Source organism: Aliikangiella coralliicola (assembly GCF_007004725.1).
In the GTDB taxonomy this organism is placed as follows: Bacteria; Pseudomonadota; Gammaproteobacteria; order Enterobacterales; family Kangiellaceae; genus Aliikangiella; species Aliikangiella coralliicola.
In genome coordinates this window covers 60,002-84,463 of sequence record NZ_ML660171.1, presented here as the reverse complement: position 1 = coordinate 84,463, position 24,462 = coordinate 60,002, and the positions used below count along the sequence as shown (strand labels likewise).

Genomic DNA, 24,462 nt, shown 5'->3' with positions numbered 1-24,462 from the left:
ACCTCAAAACCGGACACTTTTCCAATCAATCAGCACTACATCTTTCATTTTTTACCTTAACAATCAATAACTTACAAAAACAAAACATATTGGCCCACCTATTGCATTACTGTTAATAACAAAGCAACAAATCGCGTGCATAATCTGGAAAACCAAGTCGCGATATTAACCAGGTATTTACCAACTGTCAGAGAAGTTGACCATGAGAAACATAAACATAAGGATAGTAAAAGAAAAAGTATGTATGGCGTTTTTAGCCATTGGGCTAGGATTAGCTGCCGTACACGAGTTTGGGTGTTCTGTCGGCCATGCCGCCATTGCTGACACACCAGAAAAACCGCAAAAAGTTATCATTGTTCGAGGCTAAAATAAGCTAACGATAGCCAACGCGGAATCTAGAGCTAGCGCCCAAAGTGGCGCTAAGAATCTTGTCTGTTACCTGAAAATTCGATATTCCCACCAATCAAACCGATTTAACAACCCAGCCTTCTATTTATTAATTTTCATAAGCTTCAAAAAGACGTTTGGGAATTGCTCATCTTCAGCTACAATCCACTATTAATTTACATTATCGACAATATTAACCAGCAATCAATCAGGGATCAGTTATGGCGGTATTGGTACAACTACTCGACGGAAATGTTCTCAACAAATTTAACATTACAGAAGCGGGATTATCGATCGGTCGGTCAATCAACAACAATATTTACCTGGACGATCTTTCCGTCAGCCAGAAGCATGCGAAAATTGAGCAAAAGCAACTGACTGATGGCGCCTACGTTTGTTTTATTCACGACTTAGAAAGCACGAACCACACATTTGTGAATAACCAAAAAGTTACTACTCACCTATTATCCGATCAAGATGTTATTGTCATCGGCACACAAAACTTTAAATTTATTGACGAAGAAAATGAAAAGTTAGCGCAAACAAAAGCTTTTAAGAAAAGCTGGATACCAGGAATGTATTATCTGGAAGACTAACTTCCTTAATCGATAATTAGCTGAGAATATCGACTAAGAGAAAATCTTTTTCGGGATTGTAAAATCAGAAATAAAAAACCGCTCTAACTAAGAGCGGTTTTTTGCTATTTGCGAAACATAAAAACTAATGATTCATATTTAAACCATCAACTTTTACTCCACACATTCCAAATCCATGTTAGTCTGGAACTTAAAGTTCGAACGCGTGGTATGACGTTCAGCGAAGAACAAATCAAATGAGTATCGATTACCAACAGTAATGCCTAACTCATCAGCAATCTCATCCAGGTCAATTGTCCGCTCAATCGCCGAGTGAATTCCACCGATATCAATTGCCAACTTACCATTGATAAATAACCAGAGATCATCGTCACCACGGAAAGTAAACACCTCACCACCTTTATAATCAAATGATAAGTGAGTCTCCATGGTAAAGTGATAGTTGTGATCAGGATTGGTTAATCCAGAATTACCATAACCTTCACCATCAATTGGGAAGAAGCTTGAATTACTGTAACCCCAAATTGTCGAGTCAGGTTCTCTGGTAATCACCAGCGTTTTCGGAATATTCAAGTTAACGCCGTCGGTGTCTCGATACCATTGGTAGAAATAGGCCGCACCATTTGTTGTTTTGCTACTACCGTAAGAGCGCGCATAAACAGGTAGCCCATCGGAACCTAAATCCTTTTTAACAATTCCATAATCCGTTCCCATATTGTGATACTCAAAATCAGGGTGGGCAGGTGTAAAGTCTCGAATGGTAACCGGGATCACTCGCTGGGTTTCATCAGACAAATCACAAGTCGCCGGCGCCACTTCTATCGTTACTGTGTCAGGTACACTATCTAAAGCACCATCGTTAACAATTAACTGGAATACATAAGTTCCCGTTTCATTAATAGTCACTTCCGGCTCGGCACTTTCAGCATTAACGATGACTGGCGGCGTACCACCAACAACTGTTAACAAACTCCAGCGATAAGTTAAATCATCGCCATCAGAGTCATAACTTCCGGTTCCGTCAAGCTTAACCAATTCCATGATATCGACAGACTGATCGTCACCAGCGTTAGCAACCGGACGCATATTGAAAGTCGAAATCATAACGGTATCGGGTTCGCTATCCAATTCTCCATCGTTAACAATTAATTGAATAACGTAATCACCAGCAACATCAATGTCTAATTTTGGCTGAACACTGCTCGACGATGAAAGCTCAGCATTACTATCTGCAGGCTTGTGCAAAATACTCCAACGGAAACTCAAGGGATCACCATCAGGATCACGACTCGCTGAACCGTCAAGTGTCACCTTACTTCCCGTGTGCACACTCTGGTCTTCTCCAGCGTTTGCAATCGGCGCTGTATTCGCTTCATCAATAGTCGCCACTAAGGTATCTGGTTCGCTGAGCACCACACCATCACTCACAACCAATTCAATGACGTAACGACCGGCAGTGTCAAAAGTGATTGAAGGATTCACAATCTGACTGTCAGATAATGCACTGCTGCTTCCAATTGGCGCTTCAACAATTCGCCATTGGTAAGTCAACGGGTCGCCGTCGAGATCACTACTACCGGCACCCGATAGCATAATAGTCACACCAACCGTATCACAGATATCCTCACCGGCATCGGCAACAGGTTTAGTATTGTCGAGTTTCAACTCAACAAAGTCTGGCGCGCTATCAACTTTTCCGTCATTGACAATTAACTGCAGACGATAATTTTGACTGTCACTAATAATGACGTTTGGTGTTACATCATTTTCATTAGACAGCTGAATATTATCTGTCACATCAGGTTCAACAACCGACCAACGATAAGTTAGCGGGTCGCCATCTCTGTCACTACTCGCTGAACCGTCGAGCTGTAAAGTCTGGTTTCTTTTATAAGGCTGATCAGGTCCCGCATCGGCAACAGGCGGGTTATTCGGATCTTCAACTGAAACAGTCACACTATCAGGCAAGCTATCGCTAGTTCCATCATTAACGATGAGTTGAATTTCATAATTGCCTTTCACATCGGTCATCAAAGTCGGCGAAACACTTTCGTCGTTATCCAGCGTCGCGCTGCTACCGCTTGGCAATTGTAAAATAGTCCAACGATAAGTCAGCGGATCTCCTTCAGGATCATTACTGGCCGAACCATCCAGTGTCACCTGGGTACCAGTCGAAGCATTTTGATCTTCTCCGGCATTTGCCACAGGTCTCAAATTGACAATGCTTATTTTAATGTTAACGCGATCAGCATCACTATCTTCACTGCCGTCATTAACAATTAGCTGCGCGACATAATCACCTTCCAGGTTTGGTTCAAAGCTTGGATTAACTTTGTCCGCATTATTTAAAATCACAGAACTTCCTGCGGGAGACGAAGTCATCGTCCAGCGATAAGTCAATGGATCGCCATCAGGATCTGAACTACGAGATCCATCTAAGGTAATGGTATCCCCCACCGCACCGGTCAAATCAATTCCGGCATTCGCCACAGGCTTTTGATTTTTTGCTTCAATCGTTGCTATTGCAGAATCAGGTACACTATCCAGCTCACCATCATTCACAATTAGTTGAACGGTATAACTACCAGCAACATCGGCAATCAAACTGGCTTTAACACTTTCTGAATTATTCAATAACGCATTACTTCCAGCCGGTTTGCTAACCATTGACCATTTATAAGTTAGGCTATCGCCATCAGCATCTAAGCTAGCCGAACCGTCAAATACAACAGTCTCTTGTGTTAGCGCTTGATGATCACTTCCAGCGTTTGCAACCGGTTGAGTATTATTTTTGACTGCCGAAATGGTCGCTGTATCGATATTACTATCAACCTGACCGTCGTTAACAATCAACTGCATCACATAGTCGCCTTCTACATCAGGCGTAAAACTCGCGTTCACCTGATTAGCACTAAATAACGAAGCGCTGCTGCCCGTCGGTTTTGATTGGATACTCCAGCGATAGGTGAGCGCATCACCATCAGGATCTGAACTGCCGGAACCATTCAAAGTAAAAGTTTTACCCAGGTCATCGGATTGATCATTACCTGCATTCGCAGTCGGCGCATTATTGACCGGTGGAGCGCCCGCAATGATGTTGACGGTATCAGGCGCACTATCAACTTTACCGTCGTTAACAATCAGTTGAACCTGGTAGCTACCAACACGATCCGGCGTAAACTCTGGTTCAACAGTTGTTGAATTTGAAAGTATTGCCGTGCTCTGAGCCGGCGCGTTTAGAATTAACCAACGGTAGCTTAAACTGTCTCCATCAGCATCAGAACTATTGGCTCCTGATAACTTAACCAGGGTTCCAATATTGACAGTTTGATCAGCACCGGCGTCGGCTTTAGGCACATTATTAACGACCATCACTGTCACGTTAACATTATCCGGCGTACTATCAGCTTCCCCGTCGTTAACCACCAATTGAATTCGATAAACACCACCAACATCCGTTTCTAAATCAGGCGTTACGCTATCGCTGTTAACTAAGTTAGCCGCACTTCCTTGCGGTTTTTCTGTGATTGTCCAGGCGTAAGTGAGTTCATCGCCGTCAGGGTCGTAACTCTCAGAGCCATTTAGTTTATAAACATTTCCGGCAACACCTCGTTGATCGGCACCGGCATTGGCAATCGGTAAATTATTCGGGAAATGACAAACGATTTCGGTACCATCTTCGTTATCGGTAAAGTCTGCGTCGAACACTTGCAACGAAGAAGGCTGAGCAACAATAGGTTGGCTGATCGCAAGCTCAGTAAAAACAGTATCGGCTTTCACTCGAACCACCGGCAAACGACTGTCATCGCTAGGGTTATAAACCCAGATTCCATACTGAACATCTAGTTCTGCGCCAGAATCTGAAGCGCTACAAAAACGGTTAATTCCCTGGTCTATTATTGAACACTGTGCCCAACTTACCAGTAAACGCGAAGAGTCGTCTCGGTATGGCCAAAAAGTGCTGAACCAGCCCGCTAAAGAAAGTTGTTCCGGGTATAAATCGACGTTTTTAGACGTCAAACTACGGGGAGAAAATTCTGAAAAAATATTGTCATTTTGCTCGCCTTGAACGGGTAATAACTCATACACGCCCCCGCCCAATACACTGTTGTACTGGTGACGAATTAAAGTCATCAAACTGCCGTTTTCAATTTGTAATAACTTATCGAGTGCAAGAAAAGCGGCGTCAGAATTATCCAGCGTAGTGGTTCTGTACAACTGTTGCATACTTTTAGTTTGCGCATCAATGGTTAGCAGTTGGTAATGGTTAGTGACAAACACCGGACCATCGGCAGTTTGTTTCGCCAGATTACATTGATTAGTATCCGACCAGGTGCCAGGACTGTTTAAGCCTGCAGCAAAATCAGCCTCGAATGAGTGACCACTATTCGCTGAACATTGTGGTGCCGGTTGCATACTTCGTTGCCAGCGAACAAAAGCAATTTTATCATCACTCAATAAAGTAGGATTTAAATCGTGGTTTGTTGTACCGAAAGTTAACTGAACAATATTTTCACCTTGGGCAGTCATTCTGTGCAACAACGAAGGGTTTTCGATTGGATCAACTTTTTCACAAAGATCGCCTACAAGCTCAATATTTTCTCTCGGAAAAGCCGGGTCACCCGCGTCACGATCAGAAGAGAAAACGATGACGCCTTCATTGTTAATCACAGGATTAGTATCCTGGCCGGCATTAGCGATAGCGTCATCTTCTATGACTCGTCGTATCGACTTGTTATCGAAGGAATAAATAAAGATATTCCAGGTGAAGTTTTTCAGATTAGCGTCAGAACCCCGTGCAGCAAAAATTAACTGCTTACCGTCAGCAGATACATTCAAATCTTTGACATCATAATCTGTGGAGCCAAAATACTCAGATAGCACTTCGCTTTCTATTGCATCAACTTCCAGACCAGTACGTACCATAAGGCGAGCACCGGTGTTAAATGCGTAAGGCGAATGTAAATCAAGCGGTGATAAACCCGAGTTTTGTAATGACTGCTCGAATTGATTTTTATAACGCTCAGCCTGCGCTGCAACGCTACGCTCGACATAAGCAAATGGTATTGACTGCTTTACTTCAACAACCTGTTGGCTTTCTTCTTGCTCTTCGGTTGACTCATCTTTACAGCTCGCAATCAGCAAAACACTCAAGATTACGAACAACCATTTTTTTGTTATATGCGATAAAGAATCCATAATTCCCTCGAAATATAAACATTTTTATTTCAAGGGATCTTGCCATTAAACTCGATCAGAAATATGGAAGAACTTCACAAAGAATACAAGAGAATATACCGTTCATCGAAAAGTTTCATGACTTCTCAAAAAAATAATTTATCGAAATTCGACCGTTCTAAATATTAAATTCAAAGCGGTACTATCTTCCATTAATAGATGGAAGTTTTCAATAAATATTCACTCAAAGTTAAGCACTAACTTGGGATAAACACGAATTTATATTCGACCTCAGTTGAGGAAACATCATCAGGCCCAAAATCAATTTGTTGAATTCTGCTTAACATATCTTGTTCTAAACTATTTAGCGAAAGCTCGCTGGAGACCAACTTAAGCCCGGTTATTTTTCCACTTGGCAAAATAACTAAACGAAACACAAATTTTCCGTTTAAGTCTGGATATTCATCAAGCGCTCGGTTGTACAAAGCATAAATAGCGCCTTTTTTCTCTTCAAAAATTCGTCGAATACTGTCCATATCACGCTGCCCGCTTTTATAGCTGCGATATTCAACCGTTCCATTCGACACACCTTCGGTAACAACACCGTCAACAGCCGTAGTTTGATGAGCAGCGAGCTTGGACACCTCTCCTTTCATCAAGTTCTCATTAACACTGATCCCTGTCGCCCTTCTGTTGGCAGTATTTTCGCCTAATTTTTTATGACTAACAGTGGCGACGATCCCTGCATTTTTACTGGTGATTTTTTTCTTTTTCATTCCAGCAACATTGAGCGCACCTCGCAAAGCATTCAGCTCACTAGATACCTTCGCTAAACCATGAGACTTGGCGACTGAAGCTTTGGTGCTAACTGGTTTCTTTTTTACCGATTTAGCTTTGTTATTTCCTAATTTTGGTTTCGCTTTTTCTTTCTTGACCTTTGGTTTTACTTTTTCCGGCTTTGGTTTTACCACAGGTTTAGGACGGCTTTTTACAACTTCGGCCTTCGGCGTTGGAATTTCTTTTCGCTCTAAAATAACTTTCGTTTTAACAAGCCTTTCTTTTGGAATTAACTCCGCTTCAAAAACGGGTAAAAAAGGAACGATAATAAACAGTACCAACAAAAAGATAGCGGCCCTTATGCTCCACCGTTTAAATTTCTCTTCTTGTTCTACCAGCGGTTTCCATGGTAAAGCTAAATCTAACGCCAGCGGTTGTAAGGTTAGTGTCGAGCTCATTTCAACCTCCCTAATTGGCAGTCAAATCAATTGCATCGATAGGTAACGCTTGTTCAGCGTCACCAGATACAGTTAAAAAAGATTGAGTCGCAATTCGGTTAACTGCTAGTGATATTTCACGAAAATCATTTTCGCTGCAAATAGTCATGACTCGTTTTAATAAGCTAAATGAAACATCTTTATCGCCCATAATAGTCACCGTCAACCCATTTTCTTTTTCGTATGCAGATAATTCACCGCGCCTTTCTTTATAACCAGCTAGCGCTTCAGAAAATACTTTTTCTATCGAATCGTCAGAAGAGTTAAGCAGGTCATCAACCTGAACAACCTGTTTATCATTCAACCAGATATCATCCTCGCCAATCATAATAATTGCTTCCACATGCGGCGCTGTATCAGCACTTGAATCTGGAAGTTTAACAAACTTGGCATTTTCCAATTTTTGACTGTCGCCCGCATTGAGCAACAGAAAAAAAACCAGAATAGTAAATATATCCATCAAAGCAACCAGATTTAACTTAGTCGCAAACACTGGCTTTTTAATTTTGTTAAAGCCAAGGCTTGTTGAACTCAAACTGGTATTGTTCGCACTTAAATTTGGATTAGCCATATTATTAATACTTTTTAATTAATACTTGTCATTTAATGCTTGTTTCAGCCAGAGAAATCTCTGGAAATAATTCAATCTCTACCAAACTGGCTGCTACGACCGTTTTATGGGATTTAACCGCATCCATCGTTGAGACGAGCGTTTGATAATCAACACCGGGTTCAGAAAGAATCAACACGTCTCGTTTATCTGCCAGCTGCTGCTTTACTTTCTGCAGCACCAATGACAAGTAAGCGAAATCATAAGTTTTTTGCTCTTCAACCATTTTCATCGGTATTGTTTGAATCAGTACGTTGCCGGGATAAAAAACTTTAATCCCCTCTTCGGCAGTCAACATAACCTCCAACTGTGAAGGTTTTTCCTGCGCACTCTCAGAACTAGGCGTTAAAGATGGTAAGCTAATCTCATGCACAGTAATTTGTGTAAAGGTTAAGCTCAACAACATGACTGGCACTAACACGATCATTAAATTCATAAACGCCGTGACATCCAGTTCAGCATCCTCGCGACTATATTCTCGAAAATTAAATGCCATAGTTACCTCATTCCGCAGCAGCTTCGGCTTCTTGTGGTGTACCTTCAACAACTGGTGCGCCCGCATAAATTGCTTTGTTGTAGGTCATAATATTCAAAAACTTTACCGCAGCCATTTCGATGCTACCGATAATTGCAGCCGTCTTATTTTGCAACAACGAATGGAAAGCAAGTAGCGGAATGGCGACAATCAATCCAAACGCAGTGGTATTCATTGCTACCGAAATCGATGCCGATAACAAGGATGATTTTTCTGCAGGGTCGGCACTAGCGACGGCAGTAAATGCACCAATCAAACCGATGATTGTTCCTAATAAACCTAGCAACGTTGCAATGTTCGCTAAAACAGAAAGATAGCCTGTTCGTGTTTCAAAACGAGGCATAGTCTCTAACATCCCCTCACTCATTGAGTGCTCGACATCTGCGCGATGCTTGGTGACTTTCATCATGTCTAAGCCACATCCGATCACTCGGGTGATAGGCGCAGTGTTTTCTCGGGTGTAAAGCTGCATTTTTTCTAAATCTGAAGTTCTTAATAACGGAAGAAAACTATCAAAGGCTTTAATGTTTCTTGCTTTCTCTCGTGAAAGAAAAAGCCACCTTTCAAGACTGATAATTAATCCTATCGCCAGAACGATTGAAATAGGATAGATAAACAATCCACCTTCTTGAAAAAATTTGACAATAGTACTGTAGATATCTGACATAACGACCTCATTTACTCTCAGGTTTAACTTTTAAATTCGTTTCTAACTTTAATTCTTGATAAATAGCCGTTGAGCGAAGCATCACTTTTCGATCAACTAAATCCAATGTGCGATCAATTTTGTCGCTGATTTGCCACTGTAACTTATCCGGTGTTCCAATTCCTTCCCACGGAATAAAGTAACTCACCGAAGGTTGTTCTTTATCACCAATAAAACTCGATTCCAGTTTTATTGATGTAGGACCTGACTCTTCATCCTCATTGGCACTCAATGGTAGCGACAAGATTGACAAAGATAACGCGAGAATAAACTCACTTTTCATCAGGAGTCTCCCTTTTTGTCTTGGCTGTTTTCCGCTTGCTCCGCTGCAAGCCTGGCTAGAATAACCTGTTCTTTTTGTTGGGCATCTTGCTCAATATAATTCGCCTGATTGGTTCGCTGGCGAATATCTTTTAACCAGCTATCGACTTTCGCATGCTTTTGCTTAGCCAATAATTGATAGGCTTCCATGTGCTTCTGTGCGATTTCAGGTTGATTTAAATAGACGTCATATAAGATCGACAAATTGAGGTGCGCCTCAGGAAAGTCGCTCCACTTCGAAAGCGCTTTTGCATAAGTATTCTGCGCATGTTTAAACAAGCCAGACTCCCTTTGCATTTTCGCTAACTTGATATAAGCGTTGACGTTATTCGAATTAACCGAAATAGCTTGCGCATAATATTTTATCGCCGCCTTTGTCTGCTGTTTTAGTTTTGCAATATCTCCCAACAAAACAACCGGGCCCGATAACTGTGTATTTTGTTCGCTTATTGACAGCAATATTTTCTCAGCTTGTACAAACTTTTTTAACTTGATCGCGCGACGAGCTTCGATGAATTGCACAACAATATTTTTATCGAGCTGTCCTTTTTCTTTGAGATAGGGATTTTGTTTTGACGCATATGGTAATCTTTTACCGGTTTCTTCGTTAACTTGAATAAATGGTAAGTATTTTTCAGTGCTCAAAACTTCAGGAGTTATCGCCTGGTCGGTTACAATAGAAATTTCGGCAATTTTAGGCGTAGAACTACAACCGCCCAAAACTCCAAGCCCTATGGCCATTACTATATAAATTTTAATGCTAACTAACTTCATAAATTTACCTGTAACCTTGAACTGCCAGAGAATTACCAAATTTCATCGCCATAACTCACGATCACTTCTGTCTTTGCAAAACGCTCTGGATACAATCGACCCATAGCGATAAAACTCTTCTCAATCCATTCGTCAAACTCGCCTTCCCATGCTCTCATCACATTGCCTTCATGCAATTCCAAAACGGCCTCCATTAGAGGTGCCGCCTGCTCTTCGATAATTTCTCGATAAGCTGACACTTCTGATCCTGACAAGCCTTTGGGAACTGGTGATTTTCTCAGCTCCGCTACTAAGGTTTGGTACAAGTCAGCCGTCTTGACGCTGGTCATAGTAACGAACTCAAGAATTCCGTAATCAGCCGCTTTTTGATAACGCTGAGTGGCCTGACTCAAGGCCTTGTTTTTCTTTGGCAGACTTTTAGCCAGTGGTAATGTCAACCGCCGCTTTTTAAACTCAGAGGAAAAATAATCACCATACTTCACGTTTGCCCATGCCCCCAACCAACGGCTTCTTGAATTACGCTGCTCTCCTCCTTTTGCATCGCCTTCAATGATTCGCCTTAGCCAGAATAACTGTTTAGAAATGTCATCAGTTTTTTCATATAGATCGGCCAGGTTATACCGTGCCTCCATACGCACAGCAAACGGCTGTTCATAGGTTCTGGCATACCGCTTAAATAACTTAATTGACGTCTCGTAATTCTTGCTGTTCTTATTCATTTTCGCAGCCAGAAACAAACTATCTCTGCGAACTTCTTCGTCGGGATCTTTCTTACTCAGTGTTAGATAGTGTTCTGCCGCCAGCGTCCAATTAGTGTTCTGTTCGTACGCAAAAGCGAGCTTACGTTTAATATCTTGGGCATGAACATACTTTGGAAACAATTCAATCAGTTGGGTCAATTGCGTTATTGACTCATCCCAGCGTTTTGCTGATAACAACAACCGCGTTGCGTCGTATTGAGCTGTTACTCGAACCGAGGAATCTGGCGCCAATTTGGTAATTTTAAGAAGCTGTTCAATTGCCGTATCACTTTGCTTGATTGCAATGAGTTGTTCAGACTTTTTGTAAATTGCCGTCGCAAGCCTCTCAGTAATTTTTTTGTACTCGTCACTGCCTTGTTTTGTCAAAGCACGCTGGTTGATATAGTTATCTTCTGCTGCCTGGTATTGCTCTAACTTAAAATTCGAGTGAGCCATAATGCCATAAGCTGTTTTCTTTAAAGTTGCGTCCAACTTCGGATTATTTGCAACCAGTTGTCCGGCTACCTGCAATGCTCGTGCAAACTCATTCAGGGTAAATAAATACTCTGCAGCATTTGTTAGAACGGTTGGCGAGCGCTTGTCGTTATGAAACTTAGTGGCGAAACGCAACATGCTTTCAACCGCTTTCGCTTGCCATTCTGCGGCACTGCCTTGCTGAGTAATTTGATCAATATGTTTCTGATAAGAAATTATCGCTGCATATCCAGCGTCAGCTGAAAATTTGGCAACCGGATTTGATTGTGCCTGACTTTCTGACGATTGATTAGCCCTGTTATCTATTTCATAGGCGACGGCTTCATAATCTCGAATAGCATCGGCAAAGCGCTCGGCCTGAAAAAGTACCTCTGCCCGCAAATAGGTCATTTCACCGAACTTTTCGTCATTCGGGAATGTTTTTAAATATTCGGTATAAAAATGAGCGGCGCGATTAAACGCTATGATTTCTTTCTCAGATAACTCAGCGTGTCTCTTAGCAGCAACAGCACTTAACTTTACAGTCTTTTCCTTGGACTTATCTTTTTCTAATGCCTTATCTAACTTGGCAAGTGACTTTTGAATGCCTTGCCCCTGATTGTGATAATGCTGCGCTAATTCTTCAATATAGACTTTCAGGTGCTGGCGAATTTCATCGCTTAGTTTTCCAACATTTTTAACATAATCAGAGCCAAGTCCATAAAACTCGACATAGGATTCTTTCTCCTTTAATGCCAATAATGGAAAACTGCCTTTAATGTAAGTTTGAATCAGCTTGTGGTGCAGCTCCGGCGCCTTTTCCGCGTAGTTGTATTTATTGACATACAAGCGATAAGTTTTAGCAGAATCTTCATAGCGCTCTTTTTCCAGGTAATAATCACCTAACTCGTTATAAACCATCCAGATATGTGGCTGATTTTGCAGGCGCGCAATTTTCTCAATGGTTTCGGCGCCGCCATGTTTAGAAAGCGCGAGACTCATCGAATGGATGGTATCTTTTATCAGTGGCTTTTCAGTTTTGGTTAATGCCTCGCTGGTCTTTGATTTTGCCATTAATTGATTAAGTACAAACGCAAACGCGTCCAGACTCTCATCATAATCTAGCTGTTTGTAGTTAGCCCACCCCAGCATATAGCGGGCATAAATCATTAACTCGGGGTTTTGATATTGCGTGACAATATTAAATTCATTTTCGGCATTTCGATACTCTTTGCGAGAGAAGTAGATATCGCCCATTCTAAAGTGCGCTTCAGCGTTATTTTCATAAGCAGGATGATATTTCGTTAACTGAATGAGCATCTTCATCGCCTGCTTTTGATTGCCTTCCATATCATAAGCCCTGGCTAATTGATAAAGGACATCGGCATTGTTTGGCGAATTCGGATACTTTTCCAGAATATTCTGATAGTTTTTTATGGCTTCGGTGTAATAACTTTTTTTCGGCTCCGCTTTAAGCTGAGACTCACCGCTTTCAATCATGTAAACATCAGCAATGCGACGCTCAATCTGTTCTTTTAGCTCGTCATCCTTAAATAAACTTAACAGCTCCTGGTATTCTTTACGGACTTCTTCATGGCTTAGTTGCTCCAGCACAATTTCTTTTTCTTGCTCCGGCTTATATTTCAGATCGGCTAACGTCTGATGTTCTGAGCCAGCACAGCCCAGCATGATAGTCACTAACAGCAAGCAGTATATAATTCGACTCATACTTATTTATCCTTCCCATCACTATCAGCGGCTTGACGTTTTTGTTTTGCCTTGTGCTTCGCTTTATCCAGTGTCATTAACGTGGTGTCATAAAGCCTGGCTTTGGCTAAACGAGACTGTGCCCAGTAATACCGCATTCGCTCTTCGTGTTTATCAAGTTCAGCATTAACTAAACTTCTAACAACAGGCTCAAGAATGGCAACATATTGATTAGTCTCTCTTAACTTTTGCTTGATTTGCTGGTGTTTATCATTCACCTGTTGCAGGTAAACTTCAGGTTGTTGGTAGGGCTTATCAACCAACTGTAGTCGATCAACTTTGCTCGTCAGTAATGACAGGTCACCTTCGATATTTTCAAGTAGTGCACTAAACCGCTGTTGTTGCTTTTCCGATAACGTCAGTGCATGAAGTTTTAATTCAGACTTTTTATCATCCAGTAAACGCTTCAGTTGTTCACTTTTATCTAATATATTTTTGTCTTGCTTATCAAAGCTTTTACTTTGAGCATTTTTAATAATTAATTGATGCTGCTTCGCTTGTCTGTCCCAATGAATCAGGTTTCTTTGAATGGCGTAAAGATCTGAAAGCTCCTTTAATGTTTCGTTCAGAACCTTACTCGACATTAAGTCAATCAGGAAAGGTGTGAGTTTCTTATAATCAACCGATGGCTGTGATCCAAACCAGTCAGTATCGTCAATTATCACCTCCAGATTTTGAATAAATTCTTTTGGTACTTCTTGTTTGGCGATAATAGTTCGGGCCACATCAACTTTCGCGACGCCGTCTTCAAATGCATCAATCGCGAGTAAATTTGCTTTTAGCGCTTTGCGCGATGAACCTTCCTGTTCATAAAGATGAGCCAATAATACTTTCGCTTCCTGTACTTCAGGTATGGCAATTGAGCGACTATTCAGAATTTCAAGAGCCGCTACCGCATCATTGAATTGTTTAAGTTTAATCGCTGTCCAGGCATAAGTTAACAAAGCTCTGTTCGAATACAGACCATGGGTGCGGATAGCAGTCAAATGGTTCCACGCAATCAGGTTCTGTCCCTGTTGTAACGCAATCTGTGCTAACCCATGCTTTGCCCGGTCAGCCAATATTGCCAATTCTTCATTCTGCAGCTCAAAACTAACGACCTTTTTTAATTTTTCAATCGCTAACAGTACCTGCCCGTCACGAAGTTGCTGAATGGCCAGATTGAAAACAATGTAAGGGTAATGTGGATGCTCCTCCGGCAAGCTGTCTAAAATACTTTCATCAACACCAATATGCTCGGCCGAACTATTGACCAGCGTCGCCAGGTAATGATATTCCGGATGTAGCTCTTGAGGAATTTGACCGTGAACCTGTTGCAAGGCATCAAACGCCTTAGCATGTTGCGATTTATGATAGTAAAGATTGGCTAAATAATACCAGGCTCTATTTCTTATGCCTGGTGTTGCCCCGAGCTCTAAAGCCTCTTGAAAAATTTCGTGAGACTCATCTGCAAGTCCGTAAGATAAAAGCATTCCGCCTTGTAGTAATTTTCCTGACAAGCTTTGAGCGATTGTGTTATCAATGGTCGCTGCATATTCATATTCAACCAGCGCGGAAAAATAATCTTTCTGATAATACTCAAAAAGCACTGCGCCCCATTCTAAGTCTTGTTTTGAATGCTCATCGCCATGACTAACCGAAGCCATTGAAAAAGCGGAAACGCAGCTACAATAAAGCGCGATACTCAATCCGCGAACTGACTTAGTCATGTTGCGTTTGACATCATGCTTTATAAGAAATCTTCCCAACATCAGCTACCACCGCTTCATCTTAAATACGGGTTCTTGGGTATCACCATTATCTCTTATTGCAATTTCCAGATACTCACCTGCCTGCCCTTTTTCAAAATCGAGTGTTTCTGCGAGTTTCTGTGCCCTACCATTCACATCTGTTCCAGTAAAAAATGCCGTGACATTATGTTTACCGGGGCTAAGGTTAGTCAGGTAGAGCTTTTGAATTCCGCCTCGCGCCATTGCCTGCCGTTGGTTTTCGGAATAAACATGGGAAGTTACCAGCTCTCCGTCGAGCTTTAACTTAAGACTCTCAAGCTTGAAAAACTGACCTGTGGTCAATGAAACAAATACAGTAAATTTGGTACTTGAGGGATAAAGAATTTTTTCTTCCGTTAAACGAAGCTCTTTGTTCAGAGAAACTACGTCCTTTTTTAGAGACTGCAGCCCCGCGGAAACTTTTCTCAAAGTTGCTAACGCCTCTTGCTCCGACTGGTTATGGCTTCTTTCGCTACCAACGTCCTCGGCGGAAGGGTTAGAATTATCAGTATTTTTTGGTTCAACAGTTTCAGCAGTAAAGCTTATAGTGCTTAGTACTACCCAAAAAGATAAGATGATTTTATTCATTTTTTACTATCCGCTAGTGATAATTTTCTTCCTATCAGGGCCTGAACAAGTTCAATTAATTAGATATTTTTTCAATTAATTACGTTTGGTATCGGCTAATTCGAGAACAATAAAAGGAATAAAGCTAACGCTCTGAGAAGCTTGTAACAGGTACCGACTATTTCGTTGCTAACACTATACAAAATTCATCTTTTCTTCTGAATGTCGATCTATAAATAGATCCAACTCCGTCACATTTTTCGTGCAACATCTTTCAGAAATCGAACTTAGTTCACAAGAAAGCAAGCCGCACGTTCGCACTCGAAATGAGTTTAGTTACAATTCATCATCGCTAAAATCGTAACTGATGCATGGAATAAAACACGTTACTAAAAAAGATAACGCATCAGACTTTTATTCCACCGAGCGCATATCAATATTTTTAAACAATGCCATTTAGGGTATGGGATAGGTATGTCTAATTACCAGCACGCACTAAAAAGAATAACACTTTTTTTATTTTGCACTTTTTCTCTACAGCACAATGTAAAAGCGGAAGAGCCAATATCAAAAGATGTCAAAATTATTAAACCGAAGAAAGATGTGGTCACAGCTAAAGCGGCTGCGATTGATACTGAAAAATTTGAACTGGGACTGCTAGCTGGATTCCTGGCGGTTGAAGATTTCGATAGCAATCTGACACAAGGAATTAACTTCACCTACCACATCAATCAAGATTTCATCGTCAGTTTAGAAAGCGCACAATCCAAGGTTGGGCGGGCGACATTTGAAGATGTCGTTGACGGTGATTTCTTAAGAAAATCTGACGAAACTTTTAAATACACTTCGGTCAGCGCTGGCTACAAGCTTTTTCATGGCCGCTCCTTTTTAAGTAAGGAAAGTAAATATGATTCCAATATCTACTTTCTTTTGGGTGTCTCTGAAGTGAAATTTGCCGGCAACTCGGAAACAGGTTTGGTCATTGGTACCTCTTATAAGACAGTGCTAACTGACTGGTTAACCTGGGACTTGTCAATTAAGGATCATGTTGTTAATCGCGACTTTCTTGCCGACGATAAACGAACTCATAATATTGAAATGTCACTCGGCCTTAATTTACTGTTTTAGCCAAGTCAGATCGGATTTAAAGGAAACATCAATATGAAATATATACTCTGGCTTTCACTATTACTGACGGCTTCATATTCTTGCCTGGCCAAAGATATTATGATCCGATTGGAAGTGATTGACCCCTACCTGGAAATGCATACAGGACCGGGCGACGGTTATCCAATTATTTATACTGTTGAGCAGGGAGAAATGATAGATCTTCTTACTCGCCGACCCGATTGGTATGAAATAAAGTCAAGTACTGGCCGTATCGGCTGGGTAAAGTCTTCTCAAATAGCACGCACTATTCAACCAACAGGAGAACCCGTTGATCTGCCAAGCGTAAGCTATGGTGATTATTTAGAAGATAGTTTAAGCCTTGGTTTTAATGTCGGCCAATTTACTGGTGGAGAGTTGAAAGGTTCGCAAACATTTAGCTTCACCAGCGAGCAAAGGTGGCTTTCGTGGTTTGGCACTGAGTTAGAAGTTGGAAAATACTATGACTCAGAAGTCAGAGGTCGTTATTACGGTCTCAATCTTTTATTTGAGCCCTATTCCGATTGGGTTGTTTCGCCAGTAATCATTGTTGGAACCGGCAACATGAAAACCACAGTACAACCTAAGTTAATTCCACTTTCAATAGAAGATTCCGGATATTATCAATATGGCATAGGAGGAAATTTCTACCTGGGCCGTAACTTTGTAATTAGAGCAGGCTACCGTGAGTATACTGTTTCCACAGAACAAGACGATGAGAGATTAGATCGATGGCACATTGGTTTCAACGCGTTCTTTTAGGCGCTTCACTTGCTACATTCACTTTAGTTACTGCCACTGAAGCGCAAGCCGAACAAGTCACCACGATAGATTCGATTGAACAACTCGACAACGAGTTATTTGAGCTTGGTGTGACGACAGGAATTATCAATATCCAAGATTTTGGCAGCGAATTTGTAACGGGTATCAACGCTGGTTTTATTGCATCTGAAGACATTTTTATGCAATTGAATTACGTGTTTGCCGATGCAGGTTTGTCTTCTTTCGAAAAAAGTCAGGGTGCCCTTTTTTCGGGCGATGATCGAAAGTTTCAACATTTTGATTTTCTGGTTGGTTATAACTTGTACCAGGGCGAACAATTTTTTAGCGGCACCGATGCGCAGCTCTCCTCGTTATACCTGGTAGCAGGAATTGGAGATACTGATTTTGGTGGCGAAGAAAGTTTTACCTACACTGTAGGTATTGGATATCAAATCGGTTTATCGCGTACCTACAATTTAAAATTTGATTACCGTGATTATATTTATGACTCAAGTTTATTACTTGAAGATGAAAGTACCCACAATGCTCAGTTTTCAGTCAGCTTAAATGTTCTTTTTTAACAGGATAAGCGCTTAAATTTCTCGAAATGCCGAAGAATAAATCTCAGTTATCCTCTCCTTTAGCAAAGGAGGGTTAGAGAGGATTTGATATTAAAAGTCAGGCTTGTAGAAACAGTTTTTATGGTCAAAATTTGAAGAAAATTAAATTCCTATCACTAGTTTATCGGTGAAAGTTTCAAGCCAGCGAAGATTTAAAGATGAAAATAAATTCAACTGTTCCATTTTTAACCGTGCTGTCTGTCCCGGATTGACAGCGTATTTGTTTGTGACGATAGTCGCAATGTGTCCAATGTGATTGGACTCGACAAATATGTCATGCAACTTATCATACGCTTTCCCTATTTGCTCAATGTTGGCGATTTGGTGTTGGTTGAGTGGTTTGCAGTTATTTAGGTAAGTAATTTTCATCAAATATTTTTCCAGTTTAAATTGCGAACAAAAGACAATGCTATGAATTTTTTTGCATTATCTCGGACTTCATTAAAAGAATCAGATAAAATGAAGGGCCTCGTTCCTTGCGGCCCAGCTAAACTAATCTACTCTACATGATCGATTTAGAATAAATATTACAGAATTAGTACTTGAACATATTCGGGCAGATCGGATATGTTCGCGGCTAAAGGCGTGCCACTACGAATATCAAAGACTTCAATATTGTTTGTGGCGTTATTAGCATCCAGCTCGCGTCGAGTACAAACTAAAAACTCGGTATTTTTAAGCGTAACTGCAACGCGTAAGCCATCATCATCCTCTCTTTCACCAGCATCAAACGCATTGGCAACTGCGCGTAATGAAAACCTGACAACATTATCAATATCAAGTGTTTCAAAACTATTCTATGCGGCTAGCGCGTCAACAACAGAGCAAAATCCCGGTGACTCCGACACACGAACTCTGGGCTGATTGTTCTCATCAAGATGGATGCCATCAAAATCCTGACTGCCTGGATTGCCATTGGGCGGGTTAACCGCAAAGAAAGGGGCGCCTTCGGTATTACCGTCGGCATCCCTGGATTCTCCAAGTACACCGAAGATGATGACATCTGTCCCTTCTCCGCCATCAAAAAAATCGCTTCCATCACCCGGCGCCCAAATAAAAACATCATTACCACTATGACCAAACGCTCTGTCGCGATTGTCAGATCCGTTGCCATCACCATTAACACTGGAATTAAAATCTTCAGTGCCGCCAATAAGAATGTCATCACCGTCATAACCCATTAGCACATCAACTCCCAAACCACCGATAAGAATATCATCTTGCTCGTCACCGATTAAAACGTCGCCAGCTCGTAAACTTTGGTTTGGTGAACCACCCGGTCCCCCCGGGTTAGCAGATAACAAAGGACGATTTTTCTGGTTGGTGTCCGTTCCTTCAACTGGCTTAAACTGTTTAGGTGTTGGCGCAGGATCTGGCTCAATATCATTGTCATCGTTATAACTGCTATCGCTACTACAACCTGTCAATAAGACGCCCAACACAGCAGCAATCAGTGCTGTTGAACGAAAAAAGAAACGGTCATTTTGCTGTTTCCTTTGCTGTTTTTGAGCGATGAAGTGCGGTTGAGAATTGTTTAAAAGCTTGTCATTTGTCGTATTAATTTTCATGATATAAACTCCGGTTTTTTGTCAATTTTTAAGCAGGTTCTTTTGTCACAATATTTAGTCTGCTATCGGAGCAGAAAGAAGCTGGTAGGCCTGTAAAGGAAGTTGTGACGCGTCGACTTCTTGCGCAGGTACTTGCCTTAGATCGAAAATTTGTTGAGTGCCGGCAGTTTTACCAGTACAAACAAGAAACTCGACATTTTTCAGGTGAATCGCCACCCTCAACCCATCGTCTAGCGTCGCGGGGTCCAGATTGGGATCTGCGGCTACTTCTGATTCAAAGTTAGCGCGAGGTCCTCGTAAAACAAACCTGATAAGGTGCTCAAGACCCAGCTCTTCCAACGCTGTTTTGTTTTCCGCATCCTGCTCAACAATTTCACAAAAGCCCGGTCCTGCAGGAACATTGATTACAGGTAAATTTTGATCATTGAGATGAATGCCATCAAAATCTCTTAAATTGGTAGGCGATGGCGGGCTAACAGCGAAAAAAGGCGCTTGTTCAGTATTACCGTTTGAGTCTTTCGACTCACCGATTAAGGTCATAAAAAGAACATCGGTACCAGGCCCGCCATCAAAAAAATCATTACCATCCCCTGGCGCCCAAAGAAAACTATCATCCCCTTCTTCGCCAAATGCTCTATCACGATTGAACCCATTAAAATCTTCAGTGCCGCCAATGAGAATATCGTCGCCGAGACCGCCAAAGAGAATATCGATACCAAGGCCGCCAATTAAAACATCGCTATCGTTGCTACCGGTTATCATGTCTCCCAATTGCAGACTCTGGTCTCCACCACCATTCGTGCCGCGATTTGCGCTATAGATAGAAACGATTTCATTTTCCGTGCTGCTCGCGCTGCTCTGGTCGGTTCCAATTAGCACTTCAGCAAATGCGTTATTGATAAACAATCCACTCAGCAGAAATGTTTTGGTAAAATACATTGTTTTTTTGGAGGTCGTCATTTTGTTGGAGGTTTTCATAGTATGTCCTCAATATGGTTTTAAAGGTTGTTTTGTGAATGGATATACTGGAGCCGAAGGTAAAGGTTGCAGTACTTGGAAATTTTTTTTATAAAATAAGTTGAATGGGAACTAGTCGACATTTTTCGCTAGACTGAAGCCAAGGACTTAGAGCCTCTCTAGAATTCAAGTTACTATCAGGAAAGCTCAAGACGAGACAAGAGAATTTCGGACCGGAAATTTTTATGCAACTTTTCCTACAACTCGTCCGTATAATGTTATGCCTAGCTCGTATAGCTTGATGCAAACTACTTTGGCGGCTTGCCCGTGACGTAGATTGGGATTCGATATAGATTGGGATTCGATATAGATTGATATTTGATATAGGTTTATATTCGATAACTGTTTTCGGGTATGCCGGACGTAACAAATTAACTGGATAGATAATTTTCATGCATGACCAAGATGCTTTAATTGATCTCCTCGCCCGTTGTGCGTTAAAGGATCAGCAAGCGCTAAAACAACTCTATGAGCGCTTATCTCCTTACTTGAATCGCGTGGCTTTCAATATTGTCAGATCAGACGATCTGAGCAATGAAGTTTTGCAAGAAGCATTTGTCCAAATCTGGAACAATGCTGGCGACTATCGCCCAGATAAATCCAAGCCAATAACCTGGCTGACTAGCATCACTCGATATCGTGCGTTAGATCGTTTGGCGAAAGAAAAACGCCATAGTGAGAATCGTTCCGAAAATATTGAGTTGGATTCAGTACACGCGGAAAACAGCTCTCCTGAAGACAAGGCGGTACACGGTCAACAGCAGGGAGATTTGCTTGCCTGCATGAAAACGCTCAATGAACGGGCTAGAACTTGTATTACAATGGCATACATACAAGGCTATTCACGTGACGACCTTGCCAACAAATTTAACACCAATGTTAATACCATTAAATCCTGGTTACACCGGGGATCTAAAAGGTTAAAAGAATGTCTGGATCAGAAAACGCAAATAGCCTGAATAACGATAGCGCTGCATTTGAATACGTTGTAGGTACGTTAAGGGGAAAAGCTCGAACTGATTTTGAAGCGTTGATGCGTCAGAATGAATCTCTTCGGTTTCAGGTCTCAGAGTGGGAAGAGCGGCTTATGAATCTCAATACAACAGAATTAACCCGAACGCCGACAAAAGATAACTGGTCGGCCATCGAAAATAGAATTAACACAACCGCCCAATCATCGCATCAGTCTAAGCCTGGATTGTTAGCTCGACTATTTTGGCTGCCGTGGTTATTAACCGGCGTGATGACGGTGTTATTAATGTTTAATAGCACGCTATTTCAAACCGATCAGGAAAATGGTATCGGCAAATTACCCATCGACTACATGGCGGTGATGACGACCAACGATGGTAAGGCGGCACTAAGCGCTGTCGCCAGCGGTGATGCGAGACGTATGTGGTTGCGTTGGGAAGATAACAGGCTAGAAGCAGATCAAGATTTTCAACTGTGGGCAGTATCCAGAAGTGACGGAGAGATCCGCTCGATCTCGGTTATCGCAAACAGTGACACCGAGGTACTAGAGTTATCTGAAGCCGAGTGGCGTCTGGTAAAAGATGCAGACTCTTTGCTGTTGACGGTTGAAGATGAAGGAGGCTCACCAATTGACGAGCCCAGTGATAATTTAGTGGCTAAAGGTCTGTGTGTAAGGCTAACCAGGACTGATCGCGATGTTTAAATTTTTGTTTAATCGAGCCATTTATATTTCAGTTTTAGCTAATCTGATTTTATCCAGTCAAACTAACGCCACGCCAGTTTTAGCTGGCGTGGCGGATACAAAATTTCGGCAATGTATCGAGAAGTTAATGGCAAAGCATCAATGGCAAACGGCGGCACAGGTAGAATCAATAAAATGCCATAATCAAGAGATAACATCGGCTGAAGGAATTCAGCAATTCGAAAACATTAAATCATTATCCCTTTACAAGAATACAATTAAAACTATCGACATCAAAAATTTAAAAAATTTAGAGACGCTGAACCTCGCCGGGAATCGGTTAAATCGGCTGATACTTTCACAGCTACCGAAATTACAAAAAGTGTATATTTTTAAAAACCAGCTAACCAAGTTGAATTTCAATAACTTGCCACAACTCACTCAATTAAAAGCGAATGACAATCAACTTGACTCAGTGAATTTGGCTTCGACGCCTCTGCTAACCAAACTCTATTTGTTTAATAATCAACTTGAATATCTCGAGATTAAAAACCTTCCAGAACTTCGTTACCTCGACGTAAGACAAAACCCAATGCCTGATGAGTTTTATGATTTTCTCGATGATCAAAGTGATCTGACTGCGCGCCACGACGGTAATATGGAGGACTGGGATTGATTGTTAGTAATCGATTTTTCAATTCATTAAAGTTCACTGCTCTATCATTGTTATTCACGGGATTGATAAATGCCAAACAAATTGTCGCTGCCGCAGAGAATCTTCCCGATAAAATTGACGACAACAACTCAACCATAAGTGCACTTTTCAGTACTGAATTCGAGTTCGGTTTACGTGTTCGTCATGAACAAGTTGAGCAAGGCAATCTTTCCGCCCATGCCAATACTGCTAAATTCAGACTTCATACCAAAACTCGTTTTAATGATAACTGGCGTATCGAATTTGAACTGGACCATATTGAGGCTTACGCAGAAGATCACCATAGCGACGGAGTGCTAGCAAATGGAGAATTGGTGATCGCGGATCCAGAAGGCACAGAGATTAATGAAGCTTTTCTCAACGCCAATTTTGATGATCTTCAAATACGTGCCGGCAGGCAGAAAATAACATTTGCTGATGAGCGTTTTGTTGGCAGCGTTGGTTTTCGCCAAAACGATCAGACATTTGACGCACTATCTTTAAAATCAGATCTTCTAACCGCCTCGCAACTGGATTACGCTTATATTTTTAACGTCAATCGAATTTTTGGCGATGATGCCACAGCACGATTGTCCCCAACAGATTCTCGTTTTGAAGCACTATCAGGCATCCGCCCGGCAGGTCTTCGTGGTGACCACCGTGTTGAAGGACACCTGATTAATTTCGCGATAAAAGAATGGGATCATCTGGAGCTGAATAGCTATCTATACAGTGTGCATAACCAAACATTTTCTGCTTTTTCTAATCGTTCTCTAGGGCTCAGGGCTGAATATCGCCGAAAAATAGCCAGAACTCGTTTATTTGCTGATATCGAATTAGCAGCACAAAAACAGCAGGAATCATCAGTAGATGACTGGATTGGTTATAGCTTGTTTGAATTTGGCGCGCGTTATCGTTCATTACAACTCAGCCTGAGACAAGAACGACTGAATGAGAAAGACGGACAGGCATTTATTACACCGCTGGCGACTCTCCATAAATTTCAGGGCTGGGCCGATCAGTTTCTCATCACGCCATCAGTAGGTCTAAGTGACCAGGTTATACGCTTACAATGGAAACAGCGTCCAATAACCGTTGACGTTCGCTATCATCGTTATCGTAGTATTAAAAATAGTATGCTCATCGGTAATGAAACTAATGTTGATTTTGTTTATAAAGCTAATCGGCAGCATGAAGTGAAACTTAGGTATGCAGACTTTGAGGCGGCGGCCGATCAACAGATAGTGCTCAATTCAGTTAAGAAAATGTTCTTGATGTATTCATATAATTTATAAAACGAATG

The 24,462-nt window shown here is 41.5% G+C and carries 22 protein-coding genes; 9 read left to right on the top strand and 13 right to left on the bottom strand.

From position 1 onward, the window contains the following. Positions 1-202: 202 nt before the first annotated feature. Positions 203-367 (top strand): hypothetical protein, encoded by a 165-nt coding sequence (locus FLL46_RS27240; protein WP_168204305.1) that lies wholly within the window; start codon positions 203-205, stop codon positions 365-367. A 241-nt stretch (positions 368-608) separates the two neighbouring features. Next, positions 609-983 (top strand): FHA domain-containing protein, encoded by a 375-nt coding sequence (locus tag FLL46_RS23890; protein ID WP_142934459.1) that lies wholly within the window; start codon positions 609-611, stop codon positions 981-983. 153 nt (positions 984-1,136) lie between these two features. On the opposite strand, the gene FLL46_RS23885 is transcribed toward FLL46_RS23890, so the two are convergent. From FLL46_RS23885 to FLL46_RS23840, 10 genes are all read right to left on the bottom strand, one after another. Next, entirely contained in the window at positions 1,137-6,182 is a 5,046-nt protein-coding gene (locus FLL46_RS23885) for a PKD domain-containing protein (protein ID WP_142934457.1), read from the bottom strand. A 236-nt stretch (positions 6,183-6,418) separates the two neighbouring features. Beyond that, positions 6,419-7,396 (bottom strand): AgmX/PglI C-terminal domain-containing protein, encoded by a 978-nt coding sequence (locus tag FLL46_RS23880; RefSeq protein WP_142934456.1) that lies wholly within the window; start codon positions 7,394-7,396, stop codon positions 6,419-6,421. A gap of 10 nt (positions 7,397-7,406) precedes the next feature. Then, positions 7,407-8,006: an ExbD/TolR family protein gene (locus FLL46_RS23875; RefSeq protein ID WP_142934454.1), complete on the bottom strand. Its 600-nt coding sequence runs from the start codon at positions 8,004-8,006 to the stop codon at positions 7,407-7,409. A 28-nt stretch (positions 8,007-8,034) separates the two neighbouring features. Then, positions 8,035-8,541, bottom strand: a complete 507-nt coding sequence (locus FLL46_RS23870; protein WP_142934453.1) for an ExbD/TolR family protein — start codon at positions 8,539-8,541, stop codon at positions 8,035-8,037. Positions 8,542-8,548: 7 nt separating this feature from the next. Beyond that, positions 8,549-9,247 carry a MotA/TolQ/ExbB proton channel family protein gene (locus FLL46_RS23865; RefSeq protein ID WP_142934451.1) on the bottom strand — a complete coding sequence of 233 codons (699 nt, stop codon included), beginning with the start codon at positions 9,245-9,247 and terminating at the stop codon, positions 8,549-8,551. A gap of 7 nt (positions 9,248-9,254) precedes the next feature. Continuing rightward, positions 9,255-9,569 carry a hypothetical protein gene (locus tag FLL46_RS23860; RefSeq protein WP_246119394.1) on the bottom strand — a complete coding sequence of 105 codons (315 nt, stop codon included), beginning with the start codon at positions 9,567-9,569 and terminating at the stop codon, positions 9,255-9,257. After that, positions 9,569-10,381, bottom strand: a complete 813-nt coding sequence (locus FLL46_RS23855; RefSeq protein ID WP_142934449.1) for a tetratricopeptide repeat protein — start codon at positions 10,379-10,381, stop codon at positions 9,569-9,571. The genes FLL46_RS23860 and FLL46_RS23855 overlap by 1 nt, the downstream gene beginning before the upstream one ends. Positions 10,382-10,413: 32 nt before the next feature. Continuing rightward, positions 10,414-13,323 carry a tetratricopeptide repeat protein gene (locus FLL46_RS23850; RefSeq protein ID WP_142934447.1) on the bottom strand — a complete coding sequence of 970 codons (2,910 nt, stop codon included), beginning with the start codon at positions 13,321-13,323 and terminating at the stop codon, positions 10,414-10,416. Between the two features lie 2 nt (positions 13,324-13,325). Next, the gene (locus FLL46_RS23845; RefSeq protein ID WP_210418811.1) at positions 13,326-15,113 is read right to left on the bottom strand and encodes a tetratricopeptide repeat protein; all 1,788 of its coding nucleotides are present in this window, start codon (positions 15,111-15,113) and stop codon (positions 13,326-13,328) included. A 3-nt stretch (positions 15,114-15,116) separates the two neighbouring features. Further along, complete coding sequence (locus FLL46_RS23840) at positions 15,117-15,719, bottom strand: AraC family transcriptional regulator (RefSeq protein WP_142934446.1); 603 nt, start codon at positions 15,717-15,719, stop codon at positions 15,117-15,119. A 453-nt stretch (positions 15,720-16,172) separates the two neighbouring features. Between FLL46_RS23840 and FLL46_RS23835 the strand changes: the two genes are divergently transcribed. The 3 genes from FLL46_RS23835 to FLL46_RS23825 are packed head-to-tail and all read left to right on the top strand — an operon-like array spanning position 16,173 to position 18,187. Continuing rightward, positions 16,173-16,826, top strand: a complete 654-nt coding sequence (locus FLL46_RS23835) for an outer membrane beta-barrel domain-containing protein (protein ID WP_142934444.1) — start codon at positions 16,173-16,175, stop codon at positions 16,824-16,826. Positions 16,827-16,859: 33 nt separating this feature from the next. Then, entirely contained in the window at positions 16,860-17,606 is a 747-nt protein-coding gene (locus tag FLL46_RS23830) for an SH3 domain-containing protein (protein WP_142934442.1), read from the top strand. Then, the gene (locus FLL46_RS23825; protein WP_142934440.1) at positions 17,576-18,187 is read left to right on the top strand and encodes an outer membrane beta-barrel domain-containing protein; all 612 of its coding nucleotides are present in this window, start codon (positions 17,576-17,578) and stop codon (positions 18,185-18,187) included. The genes FLL46_RS23830 and FLL46_RS23825 overlap by 31 nt, the downstream gene beginning before the upstream one ends. Before the next feature lie 141 nt (positions 18,188-18,328). Here FLL46_RS23825 and FLL46_RS23820 read toward each other — a convergent pair whose 3' ends face one another. The 3 genes from FLL46_RS23820 to FLL46_RS27235 form a co-directional block, all read right to left on the bottom strand. Continuing rightward, positions 18,329-18,595 (bottom strand): hypothetical protein, encoded by a 267-nt coding sequence (locus FLL46_RS23820; protein WP_142934438.1) that lies wholly within the window; start codon positions 18,593-18,595, stop codon positions 18,329-18,331. 428 nt (positions 18,596-19,023) lie between these two features. Further along, on the bottom strand, positions 19,024-19,794 hold the full coding sequence (locus tag FLL46_RS23815) for a hypothetical protein (protein WP_142934436.1): 771 nt from the start codon (positions 19,792-19,794) through the stop codon (positions 19,024-19,026). 54 nt (positions 19,795-19,848) lie between these two features. Then, positions 19,849-20,772 carry a calcium-binding protein gene (locus FLL46_RS27235; RefSeq protein ID WP_168204304.1) on the bottom strand — a complete coding sequence of 308 codons (924 nt, stop codon included), beginning with the start codon at positions 20,770-20,772 and terminating at the stop codon, positions 19,849-19,851. Between the two features lie 431 nt (positions 20,773-21,203). Here FLL46_RS27235 and FLL46_RS23800 point away from each other — a divergent pair, with 431 nt between their 5' ends. The 4 genes from FLL46_RS23800 to FLL46_RS23785 are packed head-to-tail and all read left to right on the top strand — an operon-like array spanning position 21,204 to position 24,454. Beyond that, positions 21,204-21,770 (top strand): RNA polymerase sigma factor, encoded by a 567-nt coding sequence (locus FLL46_RS23800; RefSeq protein WP_142934432.1) that lies wholly within the window; start codon positions 21,204-21,206, stop codon positions 21,768-21,770. After that, positions 21,740-22,486: an anti-sigma factor gene (locus FLL46_RS23795; protein ID WP_142934431.1), complete on the top strand. Its 747-nt coding sequence runs from the start codon at positions 21,740-21,742 to the stop codon at positions 22,484-22,486. The genes FLL46_RS23800 and FLL46_RS23795 overlap by 31 nt, the downstream gene beginning before the upstream one ends. Then, positions 22,479-23,141 carry a leucine-rich repeat domain-containing protein gene (locus tag FLL46_RS23790; protein WP_142934429.1) on the top strand — a complete coding sequence of 221 codons (663 nt, stop codon included), beginning with the start codon at positions 22,479-22,481 and terminating at the stop codon, positions 23,139-23,141. The genes FLL46_RS23795 and FLL46_RS23790 overlap by 8 nt, the downstream gene beginning before the upstream one ends. Then, entirely contained in the window at positions 23,138-24,454 is a 1,317-nt protein-coding gene (locus FLL46_RS23785; RefSeq protein WP_168204303.1) for an alginate export family protein, read from the top strand. The genes FLL46_RS23790 and FLL46_RS23785 overlap by 4 nt, the downstream gene beginning before the upstream one ends. Positions 24,455-24,462: the final 8 nt, after the last annotated feature.

Bases quoted from the DNA above. Each gene is read 5' to 3' on its own strand.
- FLL46_RS23855 (WP_142934449.1), bottom strand. From the start codon at position 10,381: ATGAAGTTAGTTAGCATTAAAATTTATATAGTAATGGCCATAGGGCTT.
- FLL46_RS23875 (WP_142934454.1), bottom strand. From the start codon at position 8,006: ATGGCTAATCCAAATTTAAGTGCGAACAATACCAGTTTGAGTTCAACA.
- FLL46_RS23800 (WP_142934432.1), top strand. From the start codon at position 21,204: ATGCATGACCAAGATGCTTTAATTGATCTCCTCGCCCGTTGTGCGTTA.
- FLL46_RS23890 (WP_142934459.1), top strand. From the start codon at position 609: ATGGCGGTATTGGTACAACTACTCGACGGAAATGTTCTCAACAAATTT.
- FLL46_RS23795 (WP_142934431.1), top strand. From the start codon at position 21,740: ATGTCTGGATCAGAAAACGCAAATAGCCTGAATAACGATAGCGCTGCA.
- FLL46_RS23840 (WP_142934446.1), bottom strand. From the start codon at position 15,719: ATGAATAAAATCATCTTATCTTTTTGGGTAGTACTAAGCACTATAAGC.
- FLL46_RS27240 (WP_168204305.1), top strand. From the start codon at position 203: ATGAGAAACATAAACATAAGGATAGTAAAAGAAAAAGTATGTATGGCG.
- FLL46_RS23820 (WP_142934438.1), bottom strand. From the start codon at position 18,595: ATGAAAATTACTTACCTAAATAACTGCAAACCACTCAACCAACACCAA.
- FLL46_RS23845 (WP_210418811.1), bottom strand. From the start codon at position 15,113: ATGTTGGGAAGATTTCTTATAAAGCATGATGTCAAACGCAACATGACT.
- FLL46_RS27235 (WP_168204304.1), bottom strand. From the start codon at position 20,772: ATGAAAACCTCCAACAAAATGACGACCTCCAAAAAAACAATGTATTTT.
- FLL46_RS23815 (WP_142934436.1), bottom strand. From the start codon at position 19,794: ATGAAAATTAATACGACAAATGACAAGCTTTTAAACAATTCTCAACCG.
- FLL46_RS23870 (WP_142934453.1), bottom strand. From the start codon at position 8,541: ATGGCATTTAATTTTCGAGAATATAGTCGCGAGGATGCTGAACTGGAT.
- FLL46_RS23825 (WP_142934440.1), top strand. From the start codon at position 17,576: ATGGCACATTGGTTTCAACGCGTTCTTTTAGGCGCTTCACTTGCTACA.
- FLL46_RS23865 (WP_142934451.1), bottom strand. From the start codon at position 9,247: ATGTCAGATATCTACAGTACTATTGTCAAATTTTTTCAAGAAGGTGGA.
- FLL46_RS23885 (WP_142934457.1), bottom strand. From the start codon at position 6,182: ATGGATTCTTTATCGCATATAACAAAAAAATGGTTGTTCGTAATCTTG.
- FLL46_RS23850 (WP_142934447.1), bottom strand. From the start codon at position 13,323: ATGAGTCGAATTATATACTGCTTGCTGTTAGTGACTATCATGCTGGGC.
- FLL46_RS23830 (WP_142934442.1), top strand. From the start codon at position 16,860: ATGAAATATATACTCTGGCTTTCACTATTACTGACGGCTTCATATTCT.
- FLL46_RS23880 (WP_142934456.1), bottom strand. From the start codon at position 7,396: ATGAGCTCGACACTAACCTTACAACCGCTGGCGTTAGATTTAGCTTTA.
- FLL46_RS23835 (WP_142934444.1), top strand. From the start codon at position 16,173: ATGTCTAATTACCAGCACGCACTAAAAAGAATAACACTTTTTTTATTT.
- FLL46_RS23860 (WP_246119394.1), bottom strand. From the start codon at position 9,569: ATGAAAAGTGAGTTTATTCTCGCGTTATCTTTGTCAATCTTGTCGCTA.
- FLL46_RS23790 (WP_142934429.1), top strand. From the start codon at position 22,479: ATGTTTAAATTTTTGTTTAATCGAGCCATTTATATTTCAGTTTTAGCT.